General features: G+C 68.4%; 15 protein-coding genes and 2 pseudogenes. 9 read left to right on the top strand and 8 right to left on the bottom strand.

What is annotated here, in order from left to right; genetic code table 11:
• Positions 1-247 precede the first annotated feature (247 nt).
• The gene (locus ACTWQI_RS01890; RefSeq protein ID WP_443266731.1) at positions 248-454 is read right to left on the bottom strand and encodes a cold-shock protein; all 207 of its coding nucleotides are present in this window, start codon (positions 452-454) and stop codon (positions 248-250) included.
• Positions 455-797: 343 nt separating this feature from the next.
• Between ACTWQI_RS01890 and ACTWQI_RS01895 the strand changes: the two genes are divergently transcribed.
• On the top strand, positions 798-1,256 hold the full coding sequence (locus ACTWQI_RS01895; protein WP_443266733.1) for a MarR family winged helix-turn-helix transcriptional regulator: 459 nt from the start codon (positions 798-800) through the stop codon (positions 1,254-1,256).
• Positions 1,257-2,177: 921 nt separating this feature from the next.
• Here ACTWQI_RS01895 and ACTWQI_RS01900 read toward each other — a convergent pair.
• From ACTWQI_RS01900 to ACTWQI_RS01910, 3 genes are all read right to left on the bottom strand, one after another.
• Entirely contained in the window at positions 2,178-2,894 is a 717-nt protein-coding gene (locus tag ACTWQI_RS01900; RefSeq protein WP_443266735.1) for a cation transporter, read from the bottom strand.
• 1 nt (position 2,895) lies between these two features.
• Positions 2,896-3,231 carry an ArsR/SmtB family transcription factor gene (locus ACTWQI_RS01905; protein ID WP_443266737.1) on the bottom strand — a complete coding sequence of 112 codons (336 nt, stop codon included), beginning with the start codon at positions 3,229-3,231 and terminating at the stop codon, positions 2,896-2,898.
• A 72-nt stretch (positions 3,232-3,303) separates the two neighbouring features.
• Positions 3,304-3,720, bottom strand: coding sequence for a heavy metal-responsive transcriptional regulator (locus tag ACTWQI_RS01910; protein ID WP_443266739.1), 417 nt, complete (start codon positions 3,718-3,720; stop codon positions 3,304-3,306).
• Between the two features lie 79 nt (positions 3,721-3,799).
• Here ACTWQI_RS01910 and ACTWQI_RS01915 point away from each other — a divergent pair, with 79 nt between their 5' ends.
• Both ACTWQI_RS01915 and ACTWQI_RS01920 read left to right on the top strand, forming a co-directional pair.
• Entirely contained in the window at positions 3,800-4,507 is a 708-nt protein-coding gene (locus ACTWQI_RS01915) for a tRNA-dependent cyclodipeptide synthase (protein ID WP_443266741.1), read from the top strand.
• Between the two features lie 19 nt (positions 4,508-4,526).
• A complete protein-coding gene (locus ACTWQI_RS01920) occupies positions 4,527-6,743 on the top strand; it encodes a heavy metal translocating P-type ATPase (protein ID WP_443266743.1) in 2,217 nt (738 codons plus the stop codon).
• 92 nt (positions 6,744-6,835) lie between these two features.
• Here ACTWQI_RS01920 and ACTWQI_RS01925 read toward each other — a convergent pair whose 3' ends face one another.
• The 3 genes from ACTWQI_RS01925 to ACTWQI_RS01935 form a co-directional block, all read right to left on the bottom strand.
• Positions 6,836-7,480, bottom strand: coding sequence for a class I SAM-dependent methyltransferase (locus ACTWQI_RS01925; RefSeq protein WP_443266745.1), 645 nt, complete (start codon positions 7,478-7,480; stop codon positions 6,836-6,838).
• Positions 7,481-7,585: 105 nt separating this feature from the next.
• Positions 7,586-7,849: a cation transporter gene (locus ACTWQI_RS01930; protein WP_443266747.1), complete on the bottom strand. Its 264-nt coding sequence runs from the start codon at positions 7,847-7,849 to the stop codon at positions 7,586-7,588.
• A complete protein-coding gene (locus ACTWQI_RS01935; RefSeq protein ID WP_443266749.1) occupies positions 7,846-9,042 on the bottom strand; it encodes an urease accessory protein UreH domain-containing protein in 1,197 nt (398 codons plus the stop codon). Before ACTWQI_RS01935 ends, ACTWQI_RS01930 begins: the two co-directional genes overlap by 4 nt.
• Positions 9,043-9,785: 743 nt before the next feature.
• Between ACTWQI_RS01935 and ACTWQI_RS01940 the strand changes: the two genes are divergently transcribed.
• The 4 genes and pseudogenes from ACTWQI_RS01940 to ACTWQI_RS01955 all read left to right on the top strand — a co-directional run bounded on the left by ACTWQI_RS01940 (position 9,786) and on the right by ACTWQI_RS01955 (position 12,655).
• Positions 9,786-9,932, top strand: a complete 147-nt coding sequence (locus tag ACTWQI_RS01940) for a hypothetical protein (protein ID WP_443266750.1) — start codon at positions 9,786-9,788, stop codon at positions 9,930-9,932.
• A 29-nt stretch (positions 9,933-9,961) separates the two neighbouring features.
• Positions 9,962-10,192, top strand: coding sequence for a hypothetical protein (locus tag ACTWQI_RS01945; protein WP_443266752.1), 231 nt, complete (start codon positions 9,962-9,964; stop codon positions 10,190-10,192).
• Between the two features lie 316 nt (positions 10,193-10,508).
• Entirely contained in the window at positions 10,509-11,393 is an 885-nt protein-coding gene (locus ACTWQI_RS01950; protein ID WP_443266753.1) for a F510_1955 family glycosylhydrolase, read from the top strand.
• Positions 11,394-11,727: 334 nt separating this feature from the next.
• Positions 11,728-12,655: pseudogene (locus ACTWQI_RS01955) on the top strand (GNAT family N-acetyltransferase).
• 273 nt (positions 12,656-12,928) lie between these two features.
• Here the strand turns inward: ACTWQI_RS01955 and ACTWQI_RS01960 are convergent.
• Positions 12,929-13,369, bottom strand: a pseudogene (locus ACTWQI_RS01960) (helix-turn-helix domain-containing protein); the annotation flags it as partial.
• A gap of 591 nt (positions 13,370-13,960) precedes the next feature.
• Between ACTWQI_RS01960 and ACTWQI_RS01965 the strand changes: the two are divergent.
• A complete protein-coding gene (locus tag ACTWQI_RS01965) occupies positions 13,961-14,731 on the top strand; it encodes a hypothetical protein (protein WP_443266756.1) in 771 nt (256 codons plus the stop codon).
• 615 nt (positions 14,732-15,346) lie between these two features.
• Positions 15,347-16,285, top strand: a complete 939-nt coding sequence (locus ACTWQI_RS01970; protein ID WP_443266758.1) for a serine/threonine-protein kinase — start codon at positions 15,347-15,349, stop codon at positions 16,283-16,285.
• The last annotated feature ends 120 nt before the right edge of the window (positions 16,286-16,405 follow it).

Below are 16,405 nucleotides of genomic sequence, written 5' to 3' on the forward strand. Positions count from 1 at the left end.
GCACGTTGGTCATGCTCGCAGACTCCCATACTTCGAGCGTGTCCTGCCGTAGCCTTTGTGACAGCCGCGGCCTTGGTGCGGGAAACGGCTTCAAGGTGATCAACGACAACTGTGGCCACGACGTCGGCGACCAGGTCGCGGCCAGGCCGTCCGTCAGTGGTGCACAGCCCGCTGCGGACTGGTCGCACGTCTGGGCGGAGACAAGTTCGGCGCCATTGCGCGCTGAGCAGGCGGTGAGACATCACAGCTAAGTCAGGGGGATGACGTTCTCCGCCTGGGGTCCCTTGGGTCCCTGGGTGACGTCGTACTGGACCTTGTCCCCCTCGTACAGTTCCTTGAAGCCGCTGGTCTGGATGGCGGAGAAGTGGACGAACACGTCCGCGCCGCCGTCGTCCTGTTCGATGAAGCCGAAGCCCTTCTCCGGGTTGAACCACTTGACCTTGCCTGTCGCCATCAGTCGCATTCCTTCATCCGGTGCCACGGCGCTGCCCCGGTACGCCGGCCGCAGCCCACTGCGAGGCTATGGCACCTGAGCATTCCCTCCCGGCAATAGCGAATCGCTGATCGCCGCCCTTCACCTGTGTGGAGGAGTTACGGCGTTCCGCCGGTCCGACCCCTGGAGCCAGAAACGCACGAGCCGACAGCAACTCGCCATCAACGTCAGATGTCGTCTGGGGCCCTGGTGGCAGTCGGCCGTGACACGTGCCGAGGGAAGCAGTCCTTGACCTCAAGTTCGGTTCAGCTTCTACGGTCTTCTTCGTCAAACGATCTTGCCCGAGAAGCGGAGGGAACCAACCGTGGAGTACTCGCACAGCGACGCCGAACTGATCCACCAGCCCATCGGCTACTGGATCTGGGCTGCGCATAAGGCGGTCGTCACCCGCACCCGGGGCGCACTCGCCGAGATAGGCATCACCCAGCCGCAGTGGTGGGTCCTCGCGCAGGTCGCACGGGCCAAGGACATCAAGACTCGTGACGAGGTGTCCGAGATCCTCCGGAACTACCTCGACGTGGGTGAGGACGCCCTGGGGGCGGAGATCGACGCGACTATCGCCCAGGGTTGGATCACCGAGGGTGCCGAGAGGCGACTTGGGATCACGGCGGAGGGGAAGGAGTACTTCGACAAGGCAGCAGGCCTGCAGGAGGAGCTGTGGTCCGAGCGACACGCCGGCGTCTCTGACCAGGAGTATCTGACGACGCTCAAGGTGCTGCAGCGGTTCATCCACAACACGGGCGGGCAGGCCTGGCACCACTAGGGCCTTTGGCAACTTTCGGTGTTGGGCGAGGCCCGGGCTGCCCAGACCGCGAACGGTTTCGTTAGCTCCGTGGACGGATGCTGCCTACAGAGGCGTCGTGCCCTCGGCGTTGGTCGTCTCCGCGTGGGCTCCAGCCCGCAGGAGCGGGGCAGTATCGCCGAACGCTGCAGCCTCGACGAGACGCTTCGACAGTTTCTTCTGCTGTCGCCTGTTCACGGTTACTGAGATTAGCCAGAAGATGGGCTCGACTCGTTGCACCAGCTCAACTCGGTCACGATGACAGGGCCGCATCCGCATCTCCTGGGCACGAAGGCCCGGAAGTCGCCGCCTCTCCGGAGTCTTCGTGCCGGGAACCGCACAGCAACCATCCCACCCAAAGACCGGCAAGCACGACAGCAACCCCCTTACGGGTGACGCTTACTCGGATCGCCTTACGCTTCCCGCCGACTGGTTCAGCCGCCTCGTCGAGGTCTACGACATGCCGCCCATCCGCCTCCACGACCTCCGGCACGGCTCAGCCACTCTGTCGCTGCTAGCAGGCAACGACATCAAGGTCGTCCAGGAGCGGCTCGGACAATCGTCGCGCCAGATCACCTCCGACACCTACACGAGCGTGCTCCCGGAGCTGATGCGCAGCGAGGCGGAACTGTCAGTAGTGCCCCGCGAAACCCGACCCGAGCCCGAAGAAGGACAGGAGGCGGCCCAGCCGAGAGACGCCAGGAGCTCCCCCACGGAGGGCGGAGATGCGGCCACCCCGGACGACGGCTCGTCCCCCGGCAAGGCCTATGAGAGGGCAGCGTGGCAGTGTGTCCCCCGGCTCCGGCCTTGGGGAACATCGGTACAGCGGTTATCGGTGAGATTGATCTTGAACGGGAAGAGGGCCCCGGTGTCGTCACCGGGGCCCTCTTCGCGCTTGGGAGGTCAGTGGCAGCAGTCGCATCCGGGGCGGCAGCCGCACCTGTCCGTCTCGGTTCCGGCGGCCGTGATGGCCACGGCGGAGGTGGAGGGGGCGCAGCATCCCTTGGCCTGCCAGGCGTCGCGGCCTTCCTTGACGGCGATGGCGGCGATGACCAGGGCGGCGATGGGGTCGGCCCAGGACCAGCCGAGGGTGGCGTTGAGGACCAGGCCGACCAGGAGCACGGCGGATAGGTAGGTGCACAGCAGGGTCTGCTTGGAGTCCGCCACTGCGGAGGCGGAGCCGAGTTCGCGGCCGACGCGGCGCTGGGCGGCGGACAGGAATGGCATCACCGCGAGCGAGAGGGCGGCGAGGACGATGCCGGGGATCGACCGCTCGGCCTCGCCGATGCCGACGAGCGCGCGGACGGCGTCGACGGTGACGTATGTGGCGAGTGCGAAGAAGGAGACGGCGATGATCTGCAGGGTGCGCTGCTCGCGCGCCTCGCGTACGGCGTGGTCGGGGGCGGAGAACTGCCAGGCGACCGCGGCGGCGGAGGAGACCTCGATGACGGAGTCGAGGCCGAAGCCGATCAGCGCGGTGGAGGAGGCGAGCGTCCCGGCGGTGATGGCGACGATCGCCTCGATCACGTTGTAGGTGATCGTGGCGGCGACCAGCAGCCGTATCTGGCGCGCGAGGACGTCGCGGCGGGCCGGGGACGGCCCGAGGGATATTGCGGTCATCTCAGCAGCAGCCGTTCTCGTCCGCGTCCGGGCACGTGCGGTCGGCCTCGATCGCCACGACGGCGGTGCGCAGGTCGTCCAGCGCGTGGCCGAGGCGTTCGTCGGCGAGCTCGTATCGGGTGCGTCGGCCGACCGGCACCGCGACGACCAGGCCGCAGTCGCGCAGGCAGGCGAGGTGGTTGGACAGCCGGGTGCGGGAGATGTCCAGCCGGTCGGCGAGATCGGACGGATGGGCCGGGGCCTCGCGCAGGGCGAGGAGCAGTCGGCAGCGGATCGGGTCGGCGAGGGCGCGGCCGAAGCGCGCGAGCACCTCGACCTCGGAAGCAACGGTCAGCACACCACTGACGATACAGAAATTCCTGAATTCAGGACATCATGTCGAATGGAGCGTGGCCGCGCACGGAGGGCGTCATGCGTCTCCGGGGGCGATGGCGGATTCGATGATCGGGCAGATCACGCCTGGCTCGCCGCGCCCGGCGGCCTGATCTGCGACGTCGCGGGCGCCTTGGAGAGTCTTCTTCAAAGCCTGGAGGTCGGCGATGCGCTGCTCGACCTGAGCAAGGTGTTCGTCGAGCAGGTCGATGACGAGGTCGCACGGCTGCTGGCCATGACGTTGCAGGTCGAGGATGCGCTTGATCTCCTTCAGGCTCAAGCCGAGGGCCTGGGCCTGGCGGATGAAGCGCAGAGCTGGCAGTGCCGTATCGGCATAAGTGCGATAGCCCGCGGCGGTGCGCTCTGGCGGGTCGATGAGGCCATTGGACTCGTAGAGGCGGACGGCCTTGGGGCTGAGTCCGACTTGGGCGGCGATACGGCCGACGGTGAGCATGGCGGATCTCCTTCCCCACAGGGTGCGTCTCCAGTGTCGGCTTGACCTTGCCCCAAGGGCAAGGTTCTACGGTGCGCGCATGAGGACAGACGAAGAGGACGGCTGTCCGGCGATGATGGTGGAGCCGTTAAGCGCCGACTGTGCGGCCGTGGTGGAGCGGGGTGAACATGCCTGCTTCGGAATCAGCCCGTTCAACAGCTACTTCTCCACGACCCGGATACGAGACCTAGCGGCGTGGGGGCTGCGGCGTTTCCAGCGAGTGCACTTCTTCGTGCCGGACGCGCCGAGTGCCTTCACATTCGAGGCCCTGGGGTACGCGCCACAGAAAGCCGCGTGGAAGGCGCGCAGGCAGGGCCAATACACCCGTAACAAGATCTCCTCAGCACTGAGGTCGCTCGGGCTGACCAATCCCGAGGCGCGATTACTGGGCTGGGCCGAGCTGGAGACCAACGCGGCCTTCGGTCGGCTCCACGAGCACGGCCTGAAGCGGTACGCCGTGGACCCGGGCTTCCGGGACGCCTGCCGCGAGGCATCTCGATGGGTGCTGGCCGGGAAGCTGCCCCACGGGCAGCAGCCGGACCAGGAGCAGATCGAGCGGGCGGTGCGCTACTTCCTGGCCGAGCTGCCGCTGTTCCTGGACACCCCATCCATCGTCGGCGCCAGGAGATCGGTCTTCTGCTACCACCAGCCGCCCGACGTGCTGCGCCGCCTGTACGCCGGCGAGCTGAGCTGGCGGCCTGCTGCCGGACAGGGCTTCGCCGTGGTCACACCGGCAAGCCAGAGATGAATCGGAAGGAACCTCCACGATGTCCACGACGACCGACACCGGCACTGGCGCCGGCACCGGCCACCCCATAGAGCTGGCGATCACCGGGATGACCTGCGCCTCGTGCGTGGCGCGGGTTGAGCGGAAGCTTGGCAAGCTGCCGGGCGTAAGGGCGACAGTGAACCTGGCGACCGCGACCGCGCACGTCACGCGCGAGGACCCGGCGGTCGAGGTGGCGGAGCTGATCGCCGCCGTGGAGGCCATCGGCTACGGCGCCGAGATCGCCGGAGCAGCCCCGCCGGAGGTGGAGGAAGGCGAGGCCGTCGATGCCGAGCAGGCGCACGTTGCCGGGCTGCGGCGCCGCCTGATCGTCTCGGCGCTGCTCGGACTGCCCGTGGTGGTCATATCGATGATCTCCGCTCTGCACTTCGCCGGGTGGGAGTGGGTCGCCCTCGCCCTGGCCACGCCGGTGGTGGCGTGGGGCGCGTGGCCTTTCCACCGAGCGGCAGCGGTGAATCTGAGGCACGGCTCGGCGACCATGGACACCCTGGTCTCTCTCGGTGTACTGGCCGCGTACCTGTGGAGCACGGGCGCCTTGGCCGTCGGCGGGGAGCACCTGTATCTGGAGGTCGCCGTCGTGCTGACGGCGTTCCTGCTGGCCGGCCGGTTCTTCGAGGCCCGCGCCAAGCGGCGGGCCGGGGAAGCGATCCGGGCGCTGATGGACCTCGGGGCCAAGGACGTCGCCGTGCTGCGCGACGGGGCGGAAGTGCGTATCCCCGTTGAGGAGTTGGCGGTCGGGGACCTGTTCGTAGTGCGGCCCGGGGAGAAGATCGCCACCGACGGGGAGGTGGCCGAGGGCGCCTCGGCGGTCGATGAGTCTCTGCTGACCGGGGAGAGCGTGCCGGTGGAGGTCGAGCCCGGCTCGCCGGTCACCGGCGCCACCGTCAACAGCCACGGACGGCTCCTCGTCCGCGCGACCCGGATCGGCTCGGACACCAAGCTGGCGCAGATCGCCGCACTGGTGGAGCGGGCGCAGACCGGCAAGGCCGAGGTACAGCGGTTGGCGGACCGGATCTCGGCGGTCTTTGTCCCGGTCGTGATCGCCCTCGCCGTGGGCACGTTCGGCGTGTGGATGCTGACCGGAGCCGCGGCGGCGACCGCGCTCACCGCGGCCATCGCCGTGGTGATCATCGCCTGCCCGTGCGCGCTCGGGCTGGCCACACCGACCGCGCTGATGGTCGGCACCGGGCGTGGCGCCCAACTCGGGCTCCTGATCCGCGGACCGGAGGTGCTGGAGTCGACCCGGCGGATCGACACCGTCGTTCTGGACAAGACCGGCACGGTCACCGAGGGCAAGATGCGCCTGGTCGACGTCATACCCGCCGACGGCCAGGACGCGGCCGAGGTCCTGCGTTCGGCCGGCGGTCTGGAGGACGCCAGCGAGCACCCCATCGCCACCGCCATCGCGGACGCCGCGCGAGAGCGGCTGGGTGCATTGCCCGCGGTGACCGGCTTTGCCAATACGCAAGGGCGGGGGGTGACCGGGCAGGTCGAGGGCCGCACCGTCCGGGCGGGCCGGGCCCGTTGGCTGGCGGAGCAGGAAGATATGTCCCTGCCCGAAGAACTCCGGCGCGCGCAGAAGGAGGCCGAGGCGCAGGGCCGTACGGTCGTCTTCGCCGCCTGGGACGGGAAGGTGTCCGGCGCGCTGGTGGTCGCCGACACCGTCAAGGCGACCAGCGCCGAGGCGGTGGCCGACCTCAAGCGGCTCGGGCTCACCCCCGTGTTGCTGACCGGCGACAACACGGCTGCGGCCCGCGCGGTGGCGGCCGAGGTCGGCATCGACCAGGTGATCGCAGAGGTCCATCCCGAGGACAAGGTCGCCGAGGTCGAACGCCTCCAGCGGCAGCGCCGGGTGGTGGCCATGGTCGGCGACGGCGTCAACGACGCGGCCGCCCTCGCCCAGGCCGACCTGGGCCTGGCCATGGGTACCGGCACGGATGCGGCGATCGCAGCATCCGATCTGACCCTGGTACGAGGAGACTTGCGGGCGGCGGCCGACGCGATCCGACTCGCCCGGCGCACCCTCCGTACGATCAAGGCCAACCTGTTCTGGGCCTTCGCCTACAACGTCGCCGCGCTGCCCCTGGCCGCGCTCGGCCTGCTCAACCCGATGATCGCCGGCGGCGCGATGGCCTTCTCCTCGGTCTTCGTGGTCTCCAACAGCCTCCGGCTGCGCCGCTTCCAGCCCCTCCGCTGAACCATACGGCGAGGGAGCGCCGGAGCCGGGTGGCGCTTCGGTGCCCCCTTTCGGCGTACTCAGACGGGAAGCCCCGTCTCTGGCAGCGCGCTTCACCTGTCGGCGGATCGTGGGGCGGGTTTGCGGGCGGCGAGGCGCTCGACGATGCCGAGCTTCAACCGGTCCCGCTGCTCAACCTCCAGGCCGGTGGCCTGGACGTGCCGAAGCGGTCGGCGCAGGAGGTGCTCGCCACCGAGGGGAACGGTGACGAGTTCGGTGAGTCGCTGGATCGCGCGGACGGGCCAGGCGGTGCTGGGGATGTGGTCCAGGAGGAGGAGTCGGCCGCCGGGCTTGAGTACGCGGTTCATTTCGGCGAGGGCGCGCTGGTCGTCCGGGATGGCGCACAGCGACAGGGTGCACACCACGGTGTCGAACGAGGCGTCCGGGAACGGCAGGGCTTGGGCATCGGCCTCCCGCAGGTCTGCCGTACGGCCGAGCATTTCGGCGCGGCGGCGGGCGATGGCCAGCATCTTCGGGCTCCACTCGATGCCGGTCAGTCGGACGCCAGGAGGGTAGAGGGGGAGGTTCAGTCCGGTGCCGATGGCGACCTCCAGCACGTCGCCGCTCGCCTGGGAGCAGATCCAGCTGCGGCTCTCGCCGAACAGGGTGCGGTCGAAGAACCGCATCTGCCGATCGTAGGAGCGGGCGTGCTTGTCCCAGTAGCGGCGCAACCGCTCGCTGTTCTTCGGCTCGGGCACAGCTTCATGCTCCCGGCTACCCGCGTCTCCCGCACCCGCGCCCGCGCCCGCGGCGAATGGCCCGGCCGGGGGGGCTGCCCGGCCGGACAACTGTGCGATCTCAGCTCAGTCGGCCGGTCGGGCCGTGTACTCGCCGACCTGTTCCACCGCCGCGACGAGCACGGAGACATCGACGTCAGCACCCTCCTCCAAGCGGACGGTGGTGCGTCCGGTCTTCATGTCAGTGGTGGATGAGCGGACGCCAGGGATGTCCTCCAGCTCGTCGTCGATGAGCAAGCCGCAGCTGGAGCAATGCATGCCCTCCACGAGGAGCACCACCTGCCCGCCGGCCTCGGAGTCGGCCGCCTTCTTGCGGTGGAAGAGCTTCATGCCTTGTCTCCCTGGAAGGTGATGGTGCCGGTCTGCATGCCCATGGCGCAGGAGAAACGGAGGGCGCCGGGCTTACGGGTGCCCAGGTCGACCGTGGTGTCGCCGTTGCGCTTGACGATCTCGGAGACGCCGAGCTCGGGGATGGTGAAGGCGCGGGCACAGCCGCCGGAGTCCTGGCCGTGCAGCACCAGCGTGGTCGGGACGCCCGCCTTGGCGGTGAACTGGGTGGGGACGTAGAAGTCCGTCACGGTCAGCGTGACGACCTGCTTGCCGGAGGCATCGATGCGCACCGGCGCGGCGGGCGCTGACGTCTCTCCGCCCCCCGAACCCCCGCTGTGAGAACCGCCCTCGACGGTGAACGGTTCACTCGCCGCGGCCGGCTTGCCCGGAGAGCTGAAGGAGACCCACCCTCCGGCTTGCAGCGCGGAGCCCATGGTCCAGGCGGCGATGGCCAGCACCACCACACCGGTGAGCGCGGCCAGCCGGCCGGACAGCGCCCGGCTCGTACGGCGGAAAAGGTAGCCGAGCGCGGCGAACAGCGGCGCAGTGCCGAGCACGAACCCGGCCATCACCGCGGCTCCGGCCACCGCCGATCCGGAGGTGATCGCGACAAGCTCCATGGAGAGGGTCACCCCGCAGGGCACCAGTACGGTGGCGAATCCGATCAGGGCCGGGGTGGCGACCGAGTCGGTCTTGGCGCTGCGCCGCAGCAGTCGGCCGAACGAGGCCGGCGGCCGGGGTACCAGTCGGGCCACTGCCTTGACGCCGAACAGGTCGAGCGCGAACAGCACCATCAGCAGCCCGGCAGCCAGTAGCAACACCGCTTGCGTACGAGGGCTGGGCTGCAGGGCATCGCCGAAGACCCCGAGCAGGGCGCCCAGAAGGGTGTGGGAGAGCAGCTTGCCGGCAAGGAACGCGCCAACCGGGGCCAGGTTCTTGGCGGTGAGTTCCAAGGACGCCGCGGGAGCGCCGCGCCGGGCAGCCGCGCCCGAACTGTGCGCGGAGGGCGGTCCCTTCGCTGAGGACTTGGACGACTTAGAGGACTTGGCAACGGCGGGACCGGGGGCCGGGGAAGGGGCGCGGCGGGTGACCGCGCCGGCCAGCAGGCCCCCTTGAACAGCGGCGCACGAGGCGCCACCGGTGAGCAGACCTGTGCTGACACCGGTGATGAGCAACGTGATGGACGACGGCATGCGTCCGACTCCTATTCGGGTACGACGGCACGCGCACGGAGAAGCTCGGGTTACGGGCGTGCCGAGGTGGACATTGAGGATTACGGCTCCCGCGAGGCAGAGCCTCACGGGCGGCGAACCATCACGTCCGGGACACGCACAACCGGTGAAGATCAGGAGGCGGCAGCGCCGGAGGCGGCGCATCGGGCTGCGCCACCACAGCAGCTGGCGAGCAGGCCATCGCGGCCGGTAGACCGGTCAGAGCCGGGCCTGGCTGCGCGTCGTGAACGAGGGTGGCCTTCGGTGCCGCGCACTGCTTCTCGACCAACGGGCAATGGACCCCGTGCTCGACCCCCTCCGTCGCCATCGGCATCGCTGCATGCCCCGCTGCTGCCGCATGCACCGGTCCGGAGGAGTGGCCCCTGACCGCGGACGGAGCGGCCATCTCCATCGAGCCCATGGGGGCCATCGAGGAGGGCATGGCCATCGCGGGCCAGGCCAGCCCGGCCAGGCAAAACACGAGCGCGCATACGACAACCGCCCCGGACCACGCCCGGAGCGGCAACAGCACGCGTCGCGACATGCGCGCCATGCTAAGGCACGCGTCCCAGCCGATGCCCGCGATCACGGTCGGCCATCGCCACACCGCAGCTCAGGGCCGGGTCGGAGGCGACGGCAATGGCCGCCAACCAAGGCTTGACCTTGCCCATGGGGCAAGGTTCTAGCCTCGCGAACGTAGGAACGTATCGCGGAGGAGGCCAGTCATGGCATTCGTTACCGGCGAGGTGTATCGCTGCCCGGACCCCGAATGTGGCTGCGAGATCACCGTGACCAAAGGCGCGGCTCCCGGGCACGGAGGAGACCGCAACCCCACCTGCTGCTGCGGGCTCTCCATGGAGAAGGTCCGCTGACCGGCCTGCGACACATCTGAGGATCTGTGATGGACAACCTGGTCTACCTGCTCCCCGCGCTGGCCTGTCCCGTCGGCATGGGGCTCATGATGTGGCTGATGATGCGGGGCAAGCGGCCCGCTACCGGCCAGCCGCCGCACACGGCCCCGGGGACCGCGCAGGAGCAGGAGCTCGCCCGCCTGCGCCAAGAGGTCGAAGCCCTCCGCGGGGAGCGGACCCCCGAGGCGAACGCCGACCTCCACAAGCGATCATCGCCATGACCGGCATCTGGCTTCCCCTGATCGCGACCGCTCTCGCCGCAGCCGCCACCTACCTGCTGTGCATCCGCCCGATGCGCAGAGAGGATGGCTGTGGCCTACCGTCTCCCCAGCGCACAGCGCAGAGCGTCGAGGAGGAGATTCGCCGCACCCGCGAGGAACTGCGCCTGCTACGCGAGCAGACCCGACCCGGCCCGCAGACCCCACGGCGCCGCCCGCGCGGCGACCGGAGACGACCAGACCGTGACCCGCTCCCCGGCCTCATGCGGCGGCCGTGTTCAGCCGCTCTGACCAGCAGCATCCGTCACCAAGGACTCAGATGACAATCCGTCCCCGTTCCGCCGCAGCTGCCGCCGCCGTTCTGCTTGCGGCTGTTCTGACCGCCTGTACAGGCGGCTCCGGTGACACCGGTACCGCGGACCCCTCCGAGGAGTCAGGTCCCGAGGCGGCGGCTGTCAGCCATGTCCATGGGCTCGGCGTCGACCCCGCGGACGGGCGGCTGTACATCGCCACCCACGAGGGCATCATCACCGTCGACAAGGACGGCTCCCCCCGCCGGGTCGGCGACACCGCCGACTACATGGGCTTCACCGTCGCCAAGGCGAACACCTTCCTTGGCAGCGGCCATCCCGCCGAAGGCAGCGCCGACCACGCGAACCGCGGACTGATCGAAAGCACCGACTCCGGCAAGACCTGGAAGACCCGCTCCCTGGCAGGCGAAGCCGACTTCCACGCCCTGGACTACGCCCACAACACCATCTACGGCTACGACAGCACAGCCGGCATGCTCCGCGTCAGCAACGACGGCAAGACGTGGGACAACCGAGCCGAGCTCGCCGCCCTCGACATCGCCGTCAGCCCCGCCAACCCCGACCTGGTACTGGCCACCACCGAAGACGGCGTGGCCAAGAGCACCAACGGCGGGAAGAACTTCACCCCCGGCGCCGAACCGGTGATGGCCTACCTCTCCTGGACCAAGCCCGCCGGCCTGTACGGCATCGACCCCACCGGCGCGCTGCACCGCAGCCCCGACAACGGCGTCACCTGGAAGAAGACCGCCACCGTCCCCGGCGGTCAGCCCCAGGCCCTGACCGCCGTCGATGCCGACCGAGTCCTCGCCGCCACCCAGAACGGCGTCTACGAATCCCGCGATGGCGGCAAGACCTTCACCCAACGCCTGCCGATCACTCACACCGCCGACTGACCACTGCTCGACGAGGATCTGCCAAGTACGGACAGCACCTTTGGCCGCAGAAGCCCAGCCTTCCGCTCCCGTAGCCCCGGACGCCACAGGCTGACGTCATCAAGCTCTACCGCGCAGGCACAGTGCCTGCATGCTGAAGACGCGCCCCGCGCCCGCGGCCGGGTCGGCGGCCGTCCCACGGTCGCCACCGAGGAAGTCATCCGCGCGGCCCGTGACCTGCTGCCCGACCTCGGCCGCTCCATCACCTCGATCGCCAAGCTGCTGGGCGTCTCCCCGGGCACGCTCTACAACCACATCCCGGACCTGAACGAACTGCTGGCGGGCACCGCTTGGCCTGCCGGTCGGCTTCGGTTTCCGGCCGTATCGCGGCGACGAACCATGGCGCCATGGCCGCTGTGCGGCTGGGTTGTGCAGAGCGGGACCGAGTCGATGCCCACTCAATTGTGGAAGGGCTCCCGACAGCGGCCGAGATCGCCGAAGTCTCTGCCACGTTGGATGAGCCGTCCGAGAACCAGATCGTGGTGGTGTACGACGGGGGCGTCGTCGGCTACTCGACGATCCGGTGGTGGCAGGAGCGGGACGGTACGTGGCTGTACCTGCACCGTGGCTACCTCCTGCCCGAGCATCGCGGTCAGGGCATCGGCTCAGCCATGCTCAGCTGGGCCGAACAGCGGATCCGCCAGCTGGTCAGCCAGCATGGAACGGCGCGAACGGCAGTGATCGGCGCGAACGCCACGGCCTCCGAGCAGGAGGCCACGGCGCTCCTGCTCCGAGCCGGTTACCGACGTGTCTTCAGCCTGGTCGACCTGGAGCTGGGCCAACTGCGGCAGCTGCCCGAGCAGGGCAGCGAGCTGCCGGTCGGGATAAGAACGGGGCCAGTTCGGACAAGCCACTACCGTGCGGCCTGGAAGACGGTTGTCGATGCGTATGCGGGTACCGCCTTCACGGAGAAGGGCACCTTCCAGGACTTCGTTGACACCGCCGACGCGGCATGCTGGAAGGCTGCGTGGGACGGGGAGCAGATGGTTGGCGTCGCCCTCTGTTCCATCCGCCGCCACGATCCGACCGTGGGCGAAGTCGAAGAGCTGAGCGTCCGGGCTGATCGGAGACGTCTCGGAATCGGCCGGGCCCTGTTGCTGGACGGACTGCGCAGCCTGCGCGAGCAGGGTGCAGTGACCGCCCGGCTGTACACGGGCACGGCGCATCCGCACCGGTCCCAGCGACAGAACGAGTACGCCCGCTACCGCAAGCCGCTTGCTTGATCAACCGGATAGAACCTAGTCGCTGTACTCGAGGTCAGGCTTGGTACCGGACAACGAGGAGAAGTGACCGGCCTGGTTCACATCCGGGTCGGGCGGCGGCCGCGACAACCGGCCACCTAGTGCTGCATCAAGCAACGTTTGCCCTGTAACCGTCTGACCGTGTCAGCTGGTAGTGCGTGGTGCAGGGTGCCCATCGTCGAGTTGGTGGTGTGCCCAGATGTAGCTCTCCGGCAGCAGGCCGGAGACGGGGACAGTTCGAAGGCGGTCGCCGGCGGAGACGCCTTCCACGCGGAGCAGGATGCGCAGGCCCTCGTGGCTGATGTCGTCGACCACCACCTCGGCGACCAGGAAGTCCGCCAGTTTGGTCAGGCTCCAGGTCGAGAACGGCAAGCCGTGTTCGGCGGGCCGGGACTTGGCGATCTTCTTGATCTCGCGCCGCTTGGGCAGTGTGAAGGTCTTCGGCCGGCCGCCCTTGCACTTGGGGTAGAGGGAATCGAAGCCGTCGGTGTTGAAGTTGTGGATCACGTCCCGGACCCGGTCCGGGCTGGTGAAGGTCACCTCGGCGATCTTCGCCACGGCCATGCCCTGCGCGGACAGCAGCAGCATCTGGGCCCGTCTCCAGGTCACCACCGACCCCGTGCCGCGGCGGATGACCCGCAGCAGCCGCCTGCCCTCGTCGTCATCGATCTCACGGACGGCTACTCGTTCTGCCACCCGCACAGCCTGACGGCCACAAAGCCCAGGACAAAACCCGGACGGCTCGTCACATCAGAACAGGGCGAACGTTGCTTGATGCGGCACTAGCTCGCTGAACGCTGCGGCTCCGCCTCCCTGGAAGCGGAGCCTGGAGTGCTGACGGGACAGGTTGAGGAGGTCTCCCCTGTTGGAGTTGGGGGCCGAAACGGTCCGTGGTCTTCCGGATCCTGCCTCATACTCCCGTTTCCGCAGGTCAGAGCCGCTTTCCTGTACGGGGTGACCCTGTCCTGTCCTGATCCCTCCCGGTCCTTCCGCCCCCTCGCGAGCGTCCGGGCTGAGCGGAGCCCATCCGAACGGCGGACGAAATCATCATGGGTTGCCGGCCGTCCCAGCCGGGCTGCGGATCCACCGTGGTGTGGAGCCGGTAGTCGACCATGCTGCGCTCGGTCCCGGGCCTGGCCGAGAGGAGGTGGTCGTCAGCCGACACCCCTCACGTTGCCATATGCCAGTCGCACGTGCCCCACATGGCGCAACGGCCCGACCCTCCGGATGCGCTGCGGCACCACGTCATGTCAGCTAGTGACCGGTCGCATCGAATTGAGGAGTGACATGGGCGCCCTACGTTTGAAGAACGGCAACACGACCATCGACCCGCGACTCGACCGCATCCCGGAGTTTGACGAGCGCAGCAAGGACTATCCAATTCGGATGCTGGTGACCGAGCGAGCACCGTTGCGCTCGGCCGGATGGGCCTGTCCGAGCTGGCTCAACCAGGGTCACGAGGGCGCATGCGTGGGCTTCGCCTGGTCCCACGAGCTTATCGCCACTCCGGTGCAAGTGCCCGGCGTGAACGACAGCTTCGCCCGCGAGGTGTACAAGGATGCACGGCGGCTCGATGAGTGGCCCGGGGAGAACTACAGCGGTACGTCCGTGCTGGCAGGCGCGAAGGCGGTCGTCGCCCGCGGGTACATGGAGGAGTACCGCTGGGCGTTCGGTGTCGACGACGTGCTGCGGACGCTGGGGTACTTCGGACCCGTCGTGATCGGCGTCAAGTGGTACGACTCGATGTTCGAGCCAGCTCCCAACGGACTGCTCGAGGTCCTTCCGGGCGAGTTCGGAGGCCACGCGATCCTCGTTCGCGGCGTCTCGCTCAAGGCGCGTCTCGACGGACAAGGGGGCACCATGCCCGTCGTACGGCTGCGTAACTCGTGGGGGCGTGACTGGGGCGTCGACGGTGACTGCTATCTCCGAGTCGAGGACCTGGAGAAGCTCTTGAAGGACGAAGGAGAGGCATGCGTGCCGGTCACGCGTAAGTCCGGCCCGCTAAGCGCGCCGGAGGCGGATCTCGACCTCCTCCGTGACACCGGTGAGGTCGCGTGAACTTCTCTGCCGGTCGGCGAGGCCGCTGCCGACTTGCTGCCCTGGTTGTGAGCCGTCAGTCGGCCGGGCCTCAGGGGCGAGAGTTCAAAAAACAGCCTCTGTCCCCCCTCAAACACCTCCCGAGACGGGGAACGCTGTCCGCCAGATCCCTTCTACATCCTGGGTGATGTCGAACGTGCCCTGCTCACCGGAGATCAGCGGACAGCAGCCGCCGTCATGGACAGCTGACAGTCCTATCAGGACGTCAAGCCGCTGTTCGCGGTCCCCAGCTCCGCACCGGCCGACGGCGCCAGTACGCCAAGTCCCCAGGCCAGCCTTGGCCTGACACCGCCTCCGTGAAAGGGATCTATTGACCAACTCGTCTTCCAGGCCCAGGCGTTGAACATGCACCCAGGCAAGCTGAGGGAAACGATCTCCAGAAGCTCAACGCCAGCAACAACGACGACCGTTCGGTCACCCGCCGCGACCACCGCAAGTGCTCCAGAGCCGATCGATTTACAGTCCCGCAGTAACGTTTCGCTGGGTTGGATCGGCACGACAGGGCGACATCATCGAGCCTGCTGACCCTAGGCTGGCCCGCGACTTCGGACAGGTGTCACGGCGGAGGGGGCTTGGGTGACGCTGCGAAAGGGCGACCCTACCTATTTGGGCGGCTATCGCCTGGAGAGTCGGCTGGGGTCGGGCGGCATGGGCGTGGTGTACAGAGCGCATTCCGACTCCGGACGTACGGTCGCCCTGAAGGTGATAGGGCGTCAATGGGCCGAGGACCCTGAGTTCCGGGCACGCTTCGAGCTGGAAGTCGCTGCCGCTCGGATGGTCCACAGCGAGTTCACCGCTCCCATCATCGACGCTGATCCCTACGCTCCGAACCCATGGATGGCCAGCCAGTACATACCAGGAGAATCGCTCGCCGTTCGGGTGGGAGAGAGCGGCCCGCTGGACGGGCAAGAGCTGTGCTTGTTGGCGAAGGCCCTGGCCGGCGCACTGCGGGATATCCACCGGGCTGGGGTGGTACATCGCGATCTCAAGCCCGGCAACGTCCTGCTGAGCGAGCGCGGCCCGCTCATCATCGACTTCGGTGTCTCCCGAGCCCTGGACGGCAACCCGCTGACGGCCACGGGACAGATCGTCGGTACGCACGCCTTCATGGCGCCGGAACAGTTCACCGCTCCATCGGATGCGGGGCCTGCAGCTGACGTGTTCTCCTTGGGCTGCACGCTAGTCTTCGCTGCCACCGGGCACAGCCCCTTCGAAGCGGGCAGCCCTTACGCAGCAGCCTACCGAAGCATTCACGAAGAGCCGGACCTCAGCGCCCTGTCCGATCCTTTACGCAATCTGGTCTCTGCCTGTCTGAGAAAGCGCCCAACTGAACGCCCCACCCCTGCAGAAGTTCTCGCTGAGCTCTCCACCCCTGAACAGCAGCAGAAAAAGACCCACTTCAGAGTGGTGCACACGCTCCGCGCCGTCACAGCCCGCCGGCTCACCCGGCGAGTACCCGCCTGGCTGGCTGGCCTCACGGCCCTGGCGCCTGCGGCAGCCGCGGGCGGGCCGTGACCGTCTGGTCACCCCCGGCCGACACGACGGGCCGAAACACGTGGGAGACGTCGCTCACTGCGCATGGTGGCATTCGCAGATGTGCTCTCCTTGGTGCCATCTATTGCGCGACCGGCAATG

Source organism: Streptomyces sp. KR80, assembly GCF_052245555.1.
Classification (GTDB): Bacteria; Actinomycetota; Actinomycetes; order Streptomycetales; family Streptomycetaceae; genus Streptomyces.

Excerpts from the sequence above, each read along its gene's own strand:
- ACTWQI_RS01890 (WP_443266731.1), bottom strand. The coding sequence starts at position 454 with ATGGCGACAGGCAAGGTCAAGTGGTTCAACCCGGAGAAGGGCTTCGGC.
- ACTWQI_RS01900 (WP_443266735.1), bottom strand. The coding sequence starts at position 2,894 with ATGACCGCAATATCCCTCGGGCCGTCCCCGGCCCGCCGCGACGTCCTC.
- ACTWQI_RS01910 (WP_443266739.1), bottom strand. The coding sequence starts at position 3,720 with ATGCTCACCGTCGGCCGTATCGCCGCCCAAGTCGGACTCAGCCCCAAG.
- ACTWQI_RS01915 (WP_443266741.1), top strand. The coding sequence starts at position 3,800 with ATGAGGACAGACGAAGAGGACGGCTGTCCGGCGATGATGGTGGAGCCG.
- ACTWQI_RS01920 (WP_443266743.1), top strand. The coding sequence starts at position 4,527 with ATGTCCACGACGACCGACACCGGCACTGGCGCCGGCACCGGCCACCCC.
- ACTWQI_RS01930 (WP_443266747.1), bottom strand. The coding sequence starts at position 7,849 with ATGAAGCTCTTCCACCGCAAGAAGGCGGCCGACTCCGAGGCCGGCGGG.
- ACTWQI_RS01935 (WP_443266749.1), bottom strand. The coding sequence starts at position 9,042 with ATGCCGTCGTCCATCACGTTGCTCATCACCGGTGTCAGCACAGGTCTG.
- ACTWQI_RS01940 (WP_443266750.1), top strand. The coding sequence starts at position 9,786 with ATGGCATTCGTTACCGGCGAGGTGTATCGCTGCCCGGACCCCGAATGT.
- ACTWQI_RS01945 (WP_443266752.1), top strand. The coding sequence starts at position 9,962 with ATGGACAACCTGGTCTACCTGCTCCCCGCGCTGGCCTGTCCCGTCGGC.
- ACTWQI_RS01950 (WP_443266753.1), top strand. The coding sequence starts at position 10,509 with ATGACAATCCGTCCCCGTTCCGCCGCAGCTGCCGCCGCCGTTCTGCTT.
- ACTWQI_RS01965 (WP_443266756.1), top strand. The coding sequence starts at position 13,961 with ATGGGCGCCCTACGTTTGAAGAACGGCAACACGACCATCGACCCGCGA.